Source organism: Paradesertivirga mongoliensis, assembly GCF_024436395.1.
GTDB classification, from domain to species: Bacteria; Bacteroidota; Bacteroidia; order Sphingobacteriales; family Sphingobacteriaceae; genus Paradesertivirga; species Paradesertivirga mongoliensis.
Map to the genome: position 1 here is coordinate 674,366 of NZ_JAFMZO010000001.1, position 16,764 is coordinate 691,129.

Consider the following 16,764-nt stretch of genomic DNA (forward strand, 5'->3'; position numbering starts at 1 on the left):
AAAAAACAAATTAAATAGTTACTAAGAGAGGGATTAAGTTTAGGATGCGCAGCATCTCACATCTCATATCTCATCTCATATCTTACAAACAATGGATTTACTTAGATTTATAACTGCTGGTAGTGTTGACGATGGAAAAAGCACATTAATTGGCCGCCTTTTATATGATACCGATTCGATAAAAGTTGATCAGTTGGAAACCATCCTTAAACAAAGTAAAAATAAATCAGAAGGCGAAATTGATCTGGCTCTTTTTACCGATGGCCTTCGGGCAGAACGTGAACAAGGAATCACCATCGACGTGGCCTATAAGTATTTTAATACGGATAAACGTAAATTCATCATTGCCGATGCTCCAGGCCATATCCAGTATACACGTAATATGGTTACAGGCGCGTCAAATTCAGATTTAATCATCATTTTGGTTGATGCCCGTCAGGGTGTAATTGAGCAAACCCGCCGTCATAGTATCATCGCTTCTTTACTCGCTATCCCACACGTGGTAGTAACCGTGAACAAAATGGATATGGTTCATTATTCTGAAGCGGTTTATAACGACATCGTGCTTGATTATATGAAAATGGCTGAGCAGTTGAATATTAAGGATGTCACCTTTATTCCTATCAGCGCTCTAAACGGCGATAACATTGTAAAGCCGTCGGCAAACACGCCATGGTACGAAGGCGAAACTTTATTAAACCTTCTTGAAACCATCGACATTGCAAACGACATCAATCATACCGATCCACGTTTTGCGGTCCAGTATGTGATCAGACCTCAATCTGAAGACCTGCACGATTATCGCGGATATGCAGGTAAGGTAGTTAGCGGAGTTTATAAGAAAGGTGACCTGGTAACAGTTCTTCCTGAAGGGATAGATTCTGAAATAGAAGCGGTTGAAATAAATGGGGAAGAAGTTGATGTTGCCTTTGCACCACAAAGTGCTGTCATCCGCCTTAAACACGATATTGACGTAAATAGAGGTAACGTGATTGCTACCCAGGCGAACATGCCGCAAGTATCGCAGGAAGTGGAGGCAATGCTTTGCTGGATGGATACAAAGCCACTCACTCCGGGCAATAAATACTTAATTCAGGTTCATGGCAAAACAGTGCGTTGCGTGGTAAAGGAGATTAACTACCAACTGGATGTGAATACTCTTCAAAGGCACGAAAATATTAGTCAAGCTAACCTGAACGATATTGTAAACGTTACAATCAAAACTGCGTCTCCGATTGTTTTCGATTCGTACGAAAGTTTAAGGGCGAATGGCGGAGCTATTTTAATTGACGAGACAGCCTTTACGACGGTAGCAGGTTGCATGCTTCAATAATATGCAAAACTAATCCGCCTGAAATACAATTTGTTGCAAAAATTCGTTAATTTCATGTTTCTAAGCGGAGGTTTCAATGCTCTCAACCGACAACTACTCTTATCTCATCAAAAAGATTGATGAGTTTATCAGAAAGTATTACTTAAATAAGGTAGTAAGAGGCTCGATATATCTCGCTTCATCATTCTTTGCGAGCTATGTAATTGTAACCGTAGCCGAATATTACGGGCATTTTTCGCCGGCGATTCGAACACTTCTTTTTTACAGTTTCCTCCTCATCAACGGAACTATCCTGATAAACTGGATTGTTATCCCGCTTTTATCTTTTTATAAGCTGGGAAAAAATCTCTCTCACGAGCAGGCATCCGAGATAATCGGACAACACTTCGGCCACGTAAAAGATAAATTACTGAACACACTCCAGCTGAAAAAGCTGGCTGATAACAATCATGAACAAAAGTCATTGATTGAAGCCAGCATAAATCAGAAAATAGATGATCTAAAGCCGGTTCCTTTTTCGACGGCTATCCGGATAAATGACAACCGGAAATATCTGAAATATGCATTACCTCCACTTGCTGTAATTTTATTTATCAGCGCAACCGCTCCATCTATATTTTCGGAAAGCACAGAGCGTCTTTTGAAACACGATAAAAAATTTATTAAAAAGGCGCCCTTTGAGTTTGTAATATTAAACAAATCATTGTCGTCTGTTCAGGGAGATGATTTTGAGTTGCAGGTCAAAATGACTGGAAATGAAATCCCGCAGGATATTTACCTGGAAGACGGCGCGAACACCTTCAAACTTGAAAAAGAGAATATCATTCGCTTTACTTACAACTTTCGAAATCTTCAGAATACAAAGAAAATACGTTTGGTGGCCGGCGATTTTACTTCGGATATTTATACGATTGAGGTTAAGAGAAAACCTACCCTGTTAAACTTCGATGTGTTCTTAGATTACCCGTCTTACGTGGGTAAAAAGAGCGAAATGATCAGTAATTCGGGCGATTTAATGGTGCCTGTCGGGACAAAAGTAAACTGGCGTTTTAAAACTGATAAAGCGGACGCGATTCAGTTGAAACTCGGGGATAAGCAATTCAATGTAAAGCCTTCAGCCCAGAATCAGTTTAATTTCGCATACCGGGCGCTCACAAACACCGCATTCACAGCCAAACCACTCAATTCAGAAGTAAACAGCAGCGAAGCAGCAAATTATACCATTAAGGTGATTCCGGATCTGAATCCGGCAATCCAGGTGAACGAACGGCCTGATTCTGTCAACACCAAAATGTTATACTTCGTTGGACAGGTAAGTGACGATTATGGCTTTTCATCGCTCCGGTTTCACTACAAAATATTGGATGGAGAGCGGGTAGCCAAATCCGAAGCAAAAGTGATCTCGTTTGATAAAAACGCACTGCAAAGTAATTTTCTCCATATATGGGATGTAAATTCAGTTAAAGCGGCAGCCGGGCAGCAGATAGAATACTTCTTCGAAATACTGGATAATGACGGCGTTCACGGTCCTAAAGCAACCAGATCTGCGGTAAGAACTTTCAGACTTCCAACTCAAGCAGAGGCTGAACGCAGCTTGGAACAATCATCCAAAGCTGTTCAACAAAAAATGGAGCAGGCAATACGTCAGGCCGGACAAATTGAACGCGATGCAAAACGCTTGACTCAGGATCTGGTGAATAAGAAAAATCTCTCTTTTGAAGAAAAGAAGCAGATTGAACAATTGCTCGAAAAACAGAAGGCACTTGAAAACCTCGTTAATGAAGTCAAAAAAGACAATAAACAAAAGCAATTAGAACAACAGAATCTTCAGAATCCTCCACAGGAAATCATTGAGAAACAAAAACAGATCGAAGATCTTTTTAACAATGTTCTTGACGAGAAAACAAAAGAGCTCCTGAGAAATATTGAGAAGTTGCTGGAACAAAACAATAAAAATCAAACTCAGCAGGAGTTATCCAAAATGCAATTGGATAATAAAACCCTGCAAAAAGAACTAGACCGTATCCTTGAATTATATAAACAACTTGAGTTTGATCAGAAGCTGACAAATACCATCAACAAATTGCAGGAAATGGCAAAGGACCAGCAAAAGCTGAGTGAGCAAACCGAAAAAAAATCAACTGATAATCCGGCTCTTAAGGAAAAGCAAGAGCAATTGAAAGGGAGCTTTGATGATCTCCAAAAAGATTTGAAAGAACTGCAGCAGAAAAACGAAGAGCTGGAACAGAAAAACAACTTTGAAGATACGCAAAAGGAGCAGGAACAAATAGAACAACAACAAGATCAGGCGAGTAAAAACTTAGAGAATAAGAACAACCAGAAAGCTGCCGAGAATCAGAAAAAAGCCGCCGAGCAGATGCAGAAGATGGCTCAAAAGATGGAAGAAATGCAGCAGGAAAGTGAGATGCAGGAGATGCAGGTAAACATGCAGAATCTTCGTGAGGTGCTGTCTAATCTGTTAACCTCATCCTTTGATCAGGAAAAGGTGATGCAAAACTTGAGGGTAACTTCCACAAATGACCCCAATTATATTAAACACACTCAAAAGCAAAAAGACATAAAGGATAATTTGAAAATGGTGCAGGATAGCTTGTACTCTTTAAGTCGCCAGGTTCCGCAGATTGAATCGGTAATTAACAAAGAAATCCAAACAATTAACACGAATATTGACTTAGCTTTACAGCAATTATCCGAGAGGCGAACGTCTGAAGCCAATCGCAATCAGCAGTATGCCATGACTTCTATCAATAATCTTGCATTAATGTTAAGTGAGGTAGAGCAACAAATGCAGCAAGCCATGAAGAACGCCAAACAAGGCAAAGGGAAGGGTAAAGGGAAAAGCCCCAGCCTTTCTGATTTAAGCAAAATGCAGGAACGCCTCAATCAGAATATGCAAAAGGCACGGCAGCAGATGCAGCAACAAGGACAGCAACCGGGTAAAGGGCAACAAGGGCAACAAGGGCAACAAGGGCAACAAGGGCAGCAAGGTCAAGGTCAGGGTAAGGGCCAAATGAGTGAGCAGATGGCGAAAATGGCTCGCGAACAGCAACTCATACGCCAGGCACTGCAGGATATCAATCGCGAGATGAATAAAGACGGCAAGGGAGGTTTGGGCAATTTGGATAAATTGACAAAAGAAATGGAACAAACCGAAACTGATCTCGTAAACAAGAAAATCCAGCAGGAAACGTTATTAAGACAACAAGAGATCTTAACTAAACTTCTGGAAGCCGACAAGGCCGCGCGTGAGCGCGAATTAGACACACAACGAGAAAGCAAACAGGGTAAAGATCAGGCTCCGAATTATAAAATTGTACTCGAAGAGTTCAGGAAAATAAAACAACGCGAGCTTGAATTATTAAAAACTGTGCCACCTGCACTCAATTCATTTTATAAATTGAAAGTAGGTGACTATTTTAGACTTTTAAATACAAAATAATCTATGATCACGAATCGCGTAGATATGTCAGACGACACCGTATTATATACTTTACAATTACCGTCAAAGGTGGATAGCATTACTTCTGTCGAGAATTTTGTTGACACCCTCAAAGATGAATATAACATCGGTGATGACACCTATGCCAATATGTTGACCTGCCTTAGCGAAGCGACCATTAATGCTATCGTACATGGAAACAAACAAGACGAGTCAAAAAAAGTATATATAAATCTGGAGGTTCAATCAGGAAAACGGCTTCAATTTACAGTGGCAGATGAAGGAGAGGGATTTGACTACAATCGACTTCCAGACCCGACTGCTCCCGAAAATCTTGAGAATTTAACCGGAAGAGGTGTTTTTATTATTAAACACCTGGCCGATCAATGCATTTTCAATTTGAAAGGCAACGAGGTTGAATTGCACTTCAAAGTTTAATGAGCCAGATTCCTGTTAATTTTTTTACCGAAGATATTTCCTACACCCTAAAAGAAAAAGCGCACATCCGAAAGTGGCTTAAAGAAACAATTTGTTCTGAGGGTAAATCTCTAAAAGAACTTAACTTCATATTCTGCAGCGATAATTATTTGTTGCAAATAAATCAGCAATACCTTAGTCACGATACCTACACCGACATTATCACTTTTGATAATAGTGATGATCCCAAAGCCATCGCGGGAGATATATTTATAAGTGTTGAACGTATAAAAGAAAATGCAGCAAAATATAAGGCCTCAGAGCGCGACGAATTGCATAGAGTGATAATTCACGGCGCATTGCATTTAATGGGCTATAAAGACAAGACAAAAGCTCACAAAACAATAATGAGCGACAAAGAGGACCAGTACCTCGCTTTACGTCAGTTTTAATCCACTTGAAAGGTGAATTTATCACGATTACAATCTGACTCTTTAATTAAACTTATCAGGATCAATCCCTAAAGCTACCCTTGGGCGAAAACCTACGACTTCAATTGCCCACTCACATAAAGGAGATATTTTCCTCTGCCCATTCTGGAACAAGCCATTGCGACTTAGCCAGATTGAAACTATAAACCTAACACGATGCCGTTGGTAAGCTACCAGCTCGATTAACCGATTCTGATCTCTACAACTCACTTTTTTCATTGTTGTATCATTTAAATGCATGTTTAAACATGCAATAGTTATATCAAGCTAATTAATCCCTATTTTTGCATGTTTTAGCAATTATTTTGAAAAAAGTTATCATAGCCGGAGCGAGCGGACTAATTGGCACTGAGCTGCTTACGCTTTTGTTGCAAGACGGAAGGATTTCGGAAGTGCTGGCCTTGGTGCGATTTCCTCTACCGACAAATAATACGAAGCTTAAACAGCTAAAAGTGAACTTTGACAAACTATCGGATTATAAAGATCAAATTGAGGGGGATGCCATTTATTGTTGTTTGGGTTCCACTAAGAAAAAGACCCCGAATCTCAACGACTATCATAAGGTAGATCATGAATATCCCCTGACTCTCGCAAAGATTGCGTTGGAAAATAAAATTGCACAATACCACTTAATCAGCGCCTTAGGTGCAGATAAAAACTCGAAAGTATTTTACCCTCGATTGAAAGGTCGGATCGAGGAAGACGTTAAAGACATCCCGCTTCAATCGGTTCATATCTATCAACCGTCGTTATTAGTAGGAAACAGAAATGAGCACCGCGCATTCGAAAAATTTTTTATCCACGCGATGAACTTCATTAATCCGTTATTAGTGGGCAGTCTGAGAAAGTACAGAAGCATAAAAGCTACTACCGTAGCACAAGCGATGATTAATCAAACATTTAAAAATCTGGATGGGATACACACTTATCCCTCAAACATTATACAAGAACTGGCATGAGCATTTTAGCAGGAGAGCAGTTAGGTCATGCTTTTAACGATTATTGGTTATTTAAGGATTTAACGTTTGGCGTTGCCAAAGGTCAACGGGTTTCTTTAGTGGGTGTAAACGGTTCGGGTAAGACCACACTTCTCAGAATTTTAGCAGAAAAATTAAAGCCAAACGAAGGCAAAGTTGTAAAAGAGAAAGGCCTGCATGTGGGTTACCTGGAACAGGATCCTGATTTTTCGGGACAAAAGACAGTTTCAGATTTTATCTACAGTCTTGACAATAAACAACAACAGCTCATCCGTCGCTATGAAGAGCTTATTGAGAACCCGGATGCTGATGCGACTGAATTAGAAAGTCTTATACATGATCTGAGCGAAGCCAATGCCTGGGAGTACGAACACGAGATCAAGACAATTCTTCAGCGTCTATCTATTACAAATTTAGACCAGGAGATCAAAAGCCTGTCGGGAGGACAAAGAAAGCGTCTTGCTTTAGCAAAGCTATTAATCGATAATCCGGAAGTATTCATTCTGGATGAACCCACCAATCATCTGGATATTGAAATGATAGAGTGGCTGGAGAGCTTCTTAACCACCGGACAGAAGACCATTATTATGGTTACCCACGATAGGTATTTTCTTGACAATGTATGTAATCATATCATCGAATTAGAGAACAGAAAAATCTATACATATAACGGCAATTACGGCTATTTTCTTGAGAAAAAAGCTGAGCGCGAAGCTTCTGACGCTTCTACACTTCAAAAAAACAGAAACCTGTTAAAAAAGGAGTTAGAATGGATGCGTCGAATGCCAAAAGCCAGGAGCACCAAATCCAAATCACGCATTGATGCCTTTTATGAACTGGAAGACAAGACGAAAGGAAACACCAGCAACCAGGTTATAGAGCTAAGCACGAAAGTTGCAAGACAGGGGAACAAGATACTCGAACTGGAACACGTCGCAAAGGCATATAACGGAAGGACGATTATCAGGGATTTTAATTATACCTTTAAAAAAGGCGACCGAATTGGCGTAGCGGGTAAAAATGGTAGTGGAAAATCTACCTTTTTAAATCTAATCACCGGAACCATTCAGCCAGACACGGGCGAAATCAGCATAGGAGAAACTACCCAGTTTGGTTATTATAAGCAATCGGGCTTAGAGTTCGACGAGAGCCAGCGTGTGATCGACATCGTAAAAGATGTGGCTGAATACATTACAATGGCCGATGGAAAGACACTTACAGCATCTCAACTTCTTACCCACTTCCTGTTCCCTCCCGCAAAGCAACATAATGTAGTTTCTAAACTTAGCGGTGGTGAAAAGAAGCGCCTCCATTTAATGCGGGTTCTGATGAAAAATCCAAACTTTCTAATATTGGATGAGCCCACCAACGATCTTGATATTGATACGCTTAACGTTTTAGAAGAGTTTTTGGAACGTTTCACAGGAGTTCTGTTGTTAGTATCGCACGACAGGTATTTAATGGATAGATTAACCGAACAGCTTTTTATTCTGGAGGGCGCAGGCGAGGTGGATGTTTATTCTGGCAATTATACCGATTACAGACTTGAAAAAGAAGAGGCTTCCAAAACTGCAAGTTCCATAAAGCCCTCCGTTTCGGCTGATAACGTCTCAGTAAAGAAAAACAAACTTAGCTTTAAAGAGGAGCAAGAGTTAAACAAACTTGAACAAGAGCTACCGGCCCTTGAAAACGAACTAAAATCACTATTAGAAGAGCTCAGCAACCTAACAAATCATGTTAAATTGATCGAACTTTCAAAAAAGATAGAAGACTTAAAAGCGGCCATTGATGTTAAAACCATGCGATGGTTAGAATTAAACGAAGAAAAAGAAAATGTTCCACGTGGAACATAGATAAACGTTCCACGTGGAACATTAATAGATATGTTTAAAAAATACGATGTAATAGTAGTTGGGGCAGGCCATGCCGGATGCGAGGCTGCAGCGGCGGCGGGCAATTTAGGCTCCTCGGTCCTCCTGATTACTATGAATATGGGCACCATAGCGCAAATGAGTTGTAATCCGGCCATGGGGGGAGTTGCAAAAGGGCAGATTGTGCGAGAGATTGATGCGATGGGTGGCTATTCGGGTATCGTTACCGATAAATCGATGCTCCAATTCCGAATGCTCAACCTCTCAAAAGGCCCGGCTATGTGGAGTCCGCGAGCGCAGACAGACCGTATGCGATTTGCAGAAGAATGGCGCCTAGCGCTTGAAGGCGTTAAAAACGTCGACTTTTGGCAGGATACGGTAAAAGAGGTAGTAGTAAAGGACAGCCGCGTGATGGGTGTAGTGACCTCCCTGGGCATCGAGATACAAGCGGAGGCAGTTGTGTTAACTAATGGAACATTCCTGAACGGTCTAATACATATAGGTGAGAAAAAGTTCGGCGGAGGCCGTACTGCAGAGAAATCATCAACAGGTTTGACGGAGCAATTGGTTGAACTTGGCTTTGAATCGGGGCGAATGAAAACAGGCACTCCACCAAGAATTGACGGCCGTAGCCTGGATTACTCCAAGATGGAAGAACAGTGGGGTGATGAAGAGGGTGGCCGGTTTTCTTATACAAATGTAGACATTCCCGAGAAACAGCGTTGCTGCTGGATAACCTACACCAACGCAGAGGTACACGAAACTCTCAAAGAGGGCTTCGAAAAATCTCCTATGTTTACGGGACGTATTAAGGGCCTTGGACCGAGATACTGCCCCTCGATAGAAGACAAAATAAACAGGTTTGCCGAAAGGGAACGTCACCAGATTTTTGTGGAGCCCGAAGGCTGGGATACCGTGGAGATCTATGTAAATGGTTTCTCTACATCCCTTCCAGAAGATGTGCAATACAAAGCGCTTAGATTGATTCCCGGGTTTGAAAATGCTAAGATGTTCAGACCGGGGTACGCCATCGAGTATGATTTCTTCCCCCCAACGCAGCTAAATTTAACCCTAGAAACCAAGTTAGTAGCAAACCTCTTCTTCGCTGGTCAGATAAACGGAACAACAGGATACGAAGAGGCTGCGAGCCAGGGATTAATCGCAGGAATAAATGCTCACCAAAAAGTCAACGATAAGCACGAGCTGATCATGAAACGTACCGAATCATATATCGGTGTGCTAATTGATGATCTGGTTACCAAAGGTACTGAGGAGCCCTACCGAATGTTCACGTCCAGAGCAGAGCATCGCCTGCTGTTGCGCCAGGATAACGCGGATGTTAGGCTTAGCCCGATTGGCCACGAACTTGGCTTAATCAGCGATGATCGTCTTGCCCTCGTACAAGCCAAAGTAAAGGACTCAGATGGTATAGTGAAGTATTTAAAAACAAAATCCATCGAGCCAACGGAAATAAACCAGATCCTAAATGATCTCGGAACAAGTCCTATTACTCAAAATGTAAAACTCTTTCAAATACTTTCCAGACCGCAGGTTTCTTTCAACGACATCCGCAAAGCTGACCCGGTACTCGACGAACTTTTATCGAAATATAATATCGAAACCGTTGAACAAGCCGAGATCAAAGTTAAGTACGAAAGTTACTTTGAGAAAGAAATGGAAATCGTTAACAAAATGAAGCGGATGGAGGATCAGGAAATAAACCCGGAGTTCGACTATCAAAAGCTTGTTTCGTTATCGAAAGAAGCCAGAGAAAAATTGCTGAAGATAAAGCCACGAACATTAGGGCAAGCTTCAAGAATTTCCGGAGTTTCGCCATCAGATATCTCCGTTCTCATGGTTCATATGTCAAAATAGCATTAATTAGCTGATAATCAATATGTTAGGTCAACGTAAATAAATGCGATATAAAGCGAGATCTTAAAATTTTGATATTGTGGTTCCAAAAAAGAGAAAAGTTGATTTAAAGCCTTTTAAATGCGCAAATTTAAGAACTATATAATTCTAGTATGTTTTTTTGCTGTCCTGGGCCTTCTTTCCCAATTATCTGGCTGCGCAAGCATACAACATCCTACTGGCGGACCAAGAGACAGTGTACCACCAAAAATACTGAAGGAACAACCAAAGAATTTTAGCACTAATTTTAGAAGCGACGAAATAAATATCGAATTCGACGAGTACTTCAAACTGGCTAATGAATACAAGGAGATAAGTGTCTCGCCGGCGATGGAAAAATCACCTATCTTCAAGGTCAAGAAAAAAGTACTGAACATCCAGTTCCAGGAACCCTTGCAAGACAGTACTACATACACGATAAACTTTGGTAACGGACTTACCGATTACAACGAAGGAAATATATTAAAGAACTACATGTATGTATTTTCTACTGGAACCGAAATAGATTCTCTATCCATATCCGGCACAGTGACTAATTCCTTAACTAAAGAGCCCGTACTTGATGCAACGGTGCTATTATTCCAAGCTAGTCAAGATACGCTTTTTGGCAAGAAGCGTGCGAGCCTTTTCACCTCTACCGATTCATCAGGAAACTTCAGCCTCAAATACCTCAGAGAAAATGTTTATACCATTTATGCCCTCAAGGAAGAAGGCGGGGATAAAATATATAACACGGCAAAAGAACTCATTGGCTTTCTGGATAAACCGATAACATTAACCAAAGATACTGCAGGTATAAAACTCGAAATCCATCAGGAAGAACCGGTTAACTTTAGGGTAGTTGACAGGAAGATAGAAAAGGATGGGAGAATAGCCTTTGCTTTTAACAAGCAACTTACGAAGCCCTCTATCCAGATATTGTACCCGTCTGAGCTAAATGCCACTAAGATTACTGAGTTTGGTGAGGACGCCGACTCTGCTTATGTATGGACCCAATCATTAGACTTCGATTCCATCAATGTGGCTTTTCAGGATGATGGAAAAAATCTGGATACACTTACCATACGGCGAAACAAACGAGACACCTATAATAAAGTACTTAACATTACAGATAATATCCCGTCTCAACTTATCAAGCCAGGTACAGATTTAACACTAACGCTTTCCGCACCGGTTGGAGCAATAGACGGTAAGAAGTTCAATCTATTGCAAGACTCACTTCCAGTAGCCGGATTAAGGGTTTCGAGGGACAGTTTATCCACACGGAAAATACATCTTAAATTTCCCTGGCGAGACGAAAAGAAATATATTATTAACATCGCAGAAGCGGCTTTTACAGGAGTTTTCGGCGGAACGAACAAAGCATACACCCGCGAGTTTTCAAAGGATGTAGAAGAGAACTATGGGGCAATCTCGGCTATTATTGCGGTACCTGATACCAGCAAAAACTATATCGTTCAAGTCCTCACAGAACAGGATAAGGTTGTGCACCAACTGGCCATAAATAAAAACACCACTATAAATCTCCCACTTATGGCACTAGGTACCTATTACCTGAGAGTTATTTACGACGACAACAAAAATGGCAAATGGGATACAGGTGTAGTATCCACCAGAAAGCAGCCAGAGAAAGTATGGAACTTCGAAGAGGAGCTTGCCCTGAAAGCAAACTGGGAATTGGAAAAAAAGATCACTATTCCGAAGGCTCCGTAAACCACTTGGAATACATTATATAGTTGCCAGGTAAGCGCTTTAAAAGCTCACGCTGCTCTTCTGATACAGGCTTAATCTTTTTTGCAGGGCTGCCTGCATAAATAAACCCGGATTCGCAGATGGTGTTTTCAAGTACTACCGAGCCTGCAGCAATAATAGTAAACTCTTCCACCACAACGTTATCCATAACAATTGCACCCATACCCACCAGCACATTATCTTTCAGGATGCAGCCATGAACCAAAGCATTGTGCCCAATTGATACATTGTTCCCAATGGTGGTGGATGCCTTTAAATAGGTGCAGTGTATCACAACTCCGTCCTGGATATTTACATTGTCGCCGATTTTGATATAGTTAACATCGCCCCTGACAACGGCATTGAACCAAACCGAACAGTTGTTGCCCATAATTACATCGCCAACAATTGTGGAGTTCTCAGCAATAAAACATTCATTTCCCCATTGGGGCAACTTTCCTTTAACCGGTAATATAAGTGGCATAATTTAAAATATAGTATCTGTTGGATTATCCATGTGAACGGGATAATCTGTAGTATAATGTAAGCCACGGCTCTCCTTACGTTTCATGGCAGATTTAATTACAATATAAGCGGTTTGAATAATATTTCTTAATTCGCACAGTTTAACCGATAGTTTGGTCTTCTTGTAAAAATCTTCTGTCTCTTCGTGAAGCAAGCCAAGCCGACGTAAGGCCCGTTCAAGCCTAAAATCCGAGCGAACAATTCCTACATAATCACTCATGATCTTCTGCGTTTCGCGTAGGTTATGAGTGACCAGGATATCTTCATTAGAAAGCTGAGTATTCGTTTCATCCCATTCAGGAATATTGGCAGGTACTGGGATACTATCAAGAGCCTTTATCGCGTCAATATAAATACGGTGAGCAAATACAGTTGCTTCAAGTAAGGAATTTGACGCTAAACGATTAGCACCATGCAAGCCTGTGGATGCGCATTCGCCGCAGGCATATAAATTACTGATTGAAGTTTTACCGTAATAATCTACCAAAATGCCTCCGCACATATAATGACAGGCCGGAGTAACAGGTATATAGTCCTTTGTCATATCAATACCGATACTTAAACATTTGGCATAAATGTTCGGAAAATGAGAAAGAATATCCTCTTTAGAGCGGTGTGTAATATCTAAAAATACGTATTCATCGCCTGATTTCTTCATTTCTGAATCGATTGCTCGGGCTACAATATCGCGCGGCGCAAGCGATTTGCGAGGATCATACGAATCCATAAATTCCTTCCCATTTCTATCCCGCAAAATTCCACCAAAACCCCGAACCGCCTCGGATATAAGGAAAGACGGGTACTCACCTGGCTTATAAAGAGCGGTTGGATGAAACTGTATGAACTCCATATTTCTCACCTTTCCTTTAGCCCGGTAAACCATAGCAATACCATCGCCTGTAGCAATCACCGGATTGGTGGTGTTTGAATATATATGGCCTGCTCCCCCGGTGGCCATTACGGTTACCTTAGAAAGAAACTTTTCAACAGAATTGGTATAGGTATTAAGCGCATAAATCCCATAACATACTATATCATCCGACCGTTTATCCACAAACTGGCCCAAATGATGCTGAGTAATGAGTTCAACAGCGAAATAGTGTGTTAATATCTCGATGTTAGGATTGCTGTGAATCTTTTCAAGAAGCGCCCGTTCTATTTCAAAGCCTGTTATATCCTTATAATGTAATATACGGCTCTCAGAATGACCACCTTCCTTTGCAAGGTCATACATACCCTGTTTTGTAGTATCGAAGTTAGTCCCGTAATCAATTATCTCCTGAATCCGATCAGGGCCTTCTTTAACTACAAGCTCCACTACTTCTCTATCACATAAGCCATCACCAGCTATTAAAGTATCCTCTATATGTTTCTCAAAAGAATCCTCTTTATCCACAACTACTGCTACACCACCCTGAGCGTACTTAGTATTGGATTCGTCTTCATTAGCTTTTGTAAGTATTAGTACCTTACCGTGTTTTGCGGCTTTAAGTGCGAAGCTTAAACCGGCGATTCCGGAACCTACAACAAGGAAATCAACATCCTTCATTTAATAAATATTTAATTCAATGTAATCTTATGTTGCTCATGTGGAGAAACCAATGTAAAGATGTTAATTTTGTATAAAAAGTGTTAACGTTTTCTAATAACTAATTAGAAAATCAACTTTATTGTGAAAACGGCCTATTTCTAAGAAAGTTTTAAGCCCAATTTTTGGAGGTTGTTAACGTTTTACAGATACAAAGAAATTAACTGAATAAAATAAAAAGAAAAACAGGGTAAAATGTAATCAGTTACAATTCAATTGTTTACATACGATCTAATGTGAGTAAGTTGTTGGGAAAATACATAAAACAAAAAAATCTATTTTTAGTTTCCTTTCTTCTTCACATAACTAACACCCTAATAAGTAATAAGATTCTTTTTATATAGAATAATTATATTTTATTGAAGTGTTTGAAATGGATAAGTTTGAAGAAATATTCGTGAAGGGTTTTATTGATGAACCTATTGATCCAACATTGGATCTGTTTGATGAAATTGAAAAGTTAAAGAAAGAGAAGAATGCTGTTATCCTTGCGCACTATTATCAGGAGCCGGATATCCAGGATATTGCCGATTATATCGGTGATAGTTTGGGTTTATCACAACAGGCAGCTAAAACTGATGCTGAAGTTATTGTGTTTGCAGGAGTACATTTCATGGCTGAAACAGCTAAAATATTATCGCCAGAAAAAAAGGTTTTATTGCCTGATTATAAGGCAGGATGTTCTTTATCAGATAGTTGTCCGCCAAACTTATTTGCTAAGTTTAAAGAGAAGTACCCTGATCATTTGGTAATCACCTATGTGAACTGTTCGGCAGAGCTAAAAGCAATGAGCGACATTGTTTGTACTTCTTCAAATGCAGTTCAAATTGTTGAAAGCCTACCTAAAGACCAGAAAATAATATTCGGACCTGACAGGAATTTAGGAACATATGTAGCAAAGAAAACGGGCAGGGATTTGGTTTTATGGAACGGTGCATGTATGGTGCACGAAATATTTTCGATGCAGCGCATTACCAAATTAAAAGAAAAACACCCTGAAGCAAAGTTTATAGCTCACCCGGAATGTGAGGATGTAGTGTTGAAAATGGCGGACTATATTGGGTCTACCACAGGTTTGTTAAAATATACGATCGATAATCCTGCAAAGGAGTTTATAGTTGCAACAGAGAGTGGGATCATTCACCAGATGGAAAAATCTAATCCCGGAAAAGTATTTATTCCGGCTCCGCCAAATAACAGCTGCGCTTGTAACGACTGTCCGCATATGAAACGTAATACCTTGGAAAAGTTATATTTATGTATGAAAAATGGCTTGCCAGAGGTTACAGTTCCGATGAATGTGATCGAAAAAGCAAGGCTACCGATTGAAAGAATGTTAGAAATATCAGCTAGACTAGGCATATAGTCGGCAACTATTTTGAGTTTTTAAGTTTGACTTTGTAATTAAAACCGCGTGTTTGAAAATATAGAAAGAACAGATATAAGTAGTTTAGGAGAGTTTGGTCTCATTAATCATTTGACTAAAAACATTAAACTTACAAGATCGTCAACGATAAAAGGTGCTGGCGATGATGCTGCCGTGTTAGATTTTAGTGGTAAGAAAATGTTGATATCAACAGACTTACTGTTGGAGGGAATTCATTTTGATTTGGCATACACACCGCTTAAACATCTGGGTTACAAATCGGTACAGGTAAATCTTAGTGATATTTATGCGATGAACGGTACGGCTAGCCAAATTACGGTGTCGCTAGGTTTATCAAGTAAGTTTCCGATAGAGGCGGTAGAAGAAATTTATTCAGGTATACTCCTGGCCTGTGATAAATATAAAGTTGATCTGGTGGGTGGTGATACCTCATCTTCCAAGCAAGGTTTGGTGATCAGTGTAACTAGTATAGGATATGCCGATGAAGCAGATATTTGTTATCGAAATACAGCAGGTGAGGGAGATTTAATCTGTGTATCCGGTGATTTGGGTGGTGCTTATATGGGTCTTCAATTATTAGAAAGAGAAAAGGCTATTTATCTTGAAAACCCGCAAATTCAACCTGATCTGGAAGGTAAGGATTATATTATTGAGCGGCAGTTAAAACCGGAAGCCAGAAAGGACATAGTAGAATTATTGCAGGATCTTAATATTAGACCAACATCGATGATTGATGTATCAGACGGATTATCTTCTGAAGTTATCCACATCTGTACACAGTCTGATAAAGGGTGTAATTTATATGAAGATAAATTGCCGATAGATCCGATGACTTACGATACAGCCAGAGAATTTAATCTGGATCCAACAGTTTGTGCATTAAGTGGCGGTGAAGATTATGAGTTGCTATTTACCATCAAACAGGCTGATTACGACAAGATTAAAAATAATATGGATATCAGTATTATCGGACATATTACTGAAAAATCTGCGGGGATGAATATTATTTCGAAATCTCAAATATCTCATCCCTTAAAAGCTCAGGGCTGGAATTCATTAAAATAATGGGG

At 40.2% G+C, this 16,764-nt stretch carries 12 protein-coding genes; 10 read left to right on the plus strand and 2 right to left on the minus strand.

The genetic code is table 11. From position 1 onward, the window contains the following. Positions 1–91 precede the first annotated feature (91 nt). The 8 genes from J3P43_RS02625 (at position 92) to J3P43_RS02660 (ending at position 12,176) form a co-directional block, all read left to right on the plus strand. Positions 92–1,333: a sulfate adenylyltransferase subunit 1 gene (locus J3P43_RS02625; RefSeq protein ID WP_255898704.1), complete on the plus strand. Its 1,242-nt coding sequence runs from the start codon at positions 92–94 to the stop codon at positions 1,331–1,333. 76 nt (positions 1,334–1,409) lie between these two features. Then, positions 1,410–4,793: a DUF4175 family protein gene (locus tag J3P43_RS02630; RefSeq protein ID WP_255898706.1), complete on the plus strand. Its 3,384-nt coding sequence runs from the start codon at positions 1,410–1,412 to the stop codon at positions 4,791–4,793. Between the two features lie 3 nt (positions 4,794–4,796). After that, positions 4,797–5,231 (plus strand): ATP-binding protein, encoded by a 435-nt coding sequence (locus J3P43_RS02635; protein WP_255898708.1) that lies wholly within the window; start codon positions 4,797–4,799, stop codon positions 5,229–5,231. Beyond that, positions 5,231–5,662 carry an rRNA maturation RNase YbeY gene (gene ybeY, locus J3P43_RS02640; RefSeq protein ID WP_255898710.1) on the plus strand — a complete coding sequence of 144 codons (432 nt, stop codon included), beginning with the start codon at positions 5,231–5,233 and terminating at the stop codon, positions 5,660–5,662. The genes J3P43_RS02635 and ybeY overlap by 1 nt, the downstream gene beginning before the upstream one ends. 344 nt (positions 5,663–6,006) lie before the next feature. Next, positions 6,007–6,660: an NAD-dependent epimerase/dehydratase family protein gene (locus J3P43_RS02645; protein ID WP_255898712.1), complete on the plus strand. Its 654-nt coding sequence runs from the start codon at positions 6,007–6,009 to the stop codon at positions 6,658–6,660. Then, positions 6,657–8,531, plus strand: coding sequence for an ABC-F family ATP-binding cassette domain-containing protein (locus J3P43_RS02650; protein ID WP_255898714.1), 1,875 nt, complete (start codon positions 6,657–6,659; stop codon positions 8,529–8,531). The genes J3P43_RS02645 and J3P43_RS02650 overlap by 4 nt, the downstream gene beginning before the upstream one ends. A gap of 30 nt (positions 8,532–8,561) precedes the next feature. Continuing rightward, positions 8,562–10,424 carry a tRNA uridine-5-carboxymethylaminomethyl(34) synthesis enzyme MnmG gene (gene mnmG / locus J3P43_RS02655; protein ID WP_255898716.1) on the plus strand — a complete coding sequence of 621 codons (1,863 nt, stop codon included), beginning with the start codon at positions 8,562–8,564 and terminating at the stop codon, positions 10,422–10,424. A 120-nt stretch (positions 10,425–10,544) separates the two neighbouring features. Beyond that, complete coding sequence (locus J3P43_RS02660) at positions 10,545–12,176, plus strand: Ig-like domain-containing domain (RefSeq protein ID WP_255898718.1); 1,632 nt, start codon at positions 10,545–10,547, stop codon at positions 12,174–12,176. On the opposite strand, the gene J3P43_RS02665 is transcribed toward J3P43_RS02660, so the two are convergent. Together J3P43_RS02665 and nadB are read right to left on the minus strand one after the other, a co-directional pair. Then, positions 12,157–12,678, minus strand: a complete 522-nt coding sequence (locus J3P43_RS02665; RefSeq protein ID WP_255898720.1) for a gamma carbonic anhydrase family protein — start codon at positions 12,676–12,678, stop codon at positions 12,157–12,159. The genes J3P43_RS02660 and J3P43_RS02665 overlap by 20 nt on opposite strands. 3 nt (positions 12,679–12,681) lie before the next feature. After that, positions 12,682–14,268, minus strand: coding sequence for an L-aspartate oxidase (gene nadB / locus J3P43_RS02670; RefSeq protein WP_255898723.1), 1,587 nt, complete (start codon positions 14,266–14,268; stop codon positions 12,682–12,684). Between the two features lie 412 nt (positions 14,269–14,680). On the opposite strand from nadB, the gene nadA reads away from it, so the two are divergent. Together nadA and thiL are read left to right on the plus strand one after the other, a co-directional pair. Beyond that, the gene (nadA, locus tag J3P43_RS02675; protein ID WP_255898725.1) at positions 14,681–15,673 is read left to right on the plus strand and encodes a quinolinate synthase NadA; all 993 of its coding nucleotides are present in this window, start codon (positions 14,681–14,683) and stop codon (positions 15,671–15,673) included. Positions 15,674–15,721: 48 nt separating this feature from the next. Further along, the gene (gene thiL / locus J3P43_RS02680; protein WP_255898727.1) at positions 15,722–16,759 is read left to right on the plus strand and encodes a thiamine-phosphate kinase; all 1,038 of its coding nucleotides are present in this window, start codon (positions 15,722–15,724) and stop codon (positions 16,757–16,759) included. Positions 16,760–16,764 lie beyond the last annotated feature (5 nt).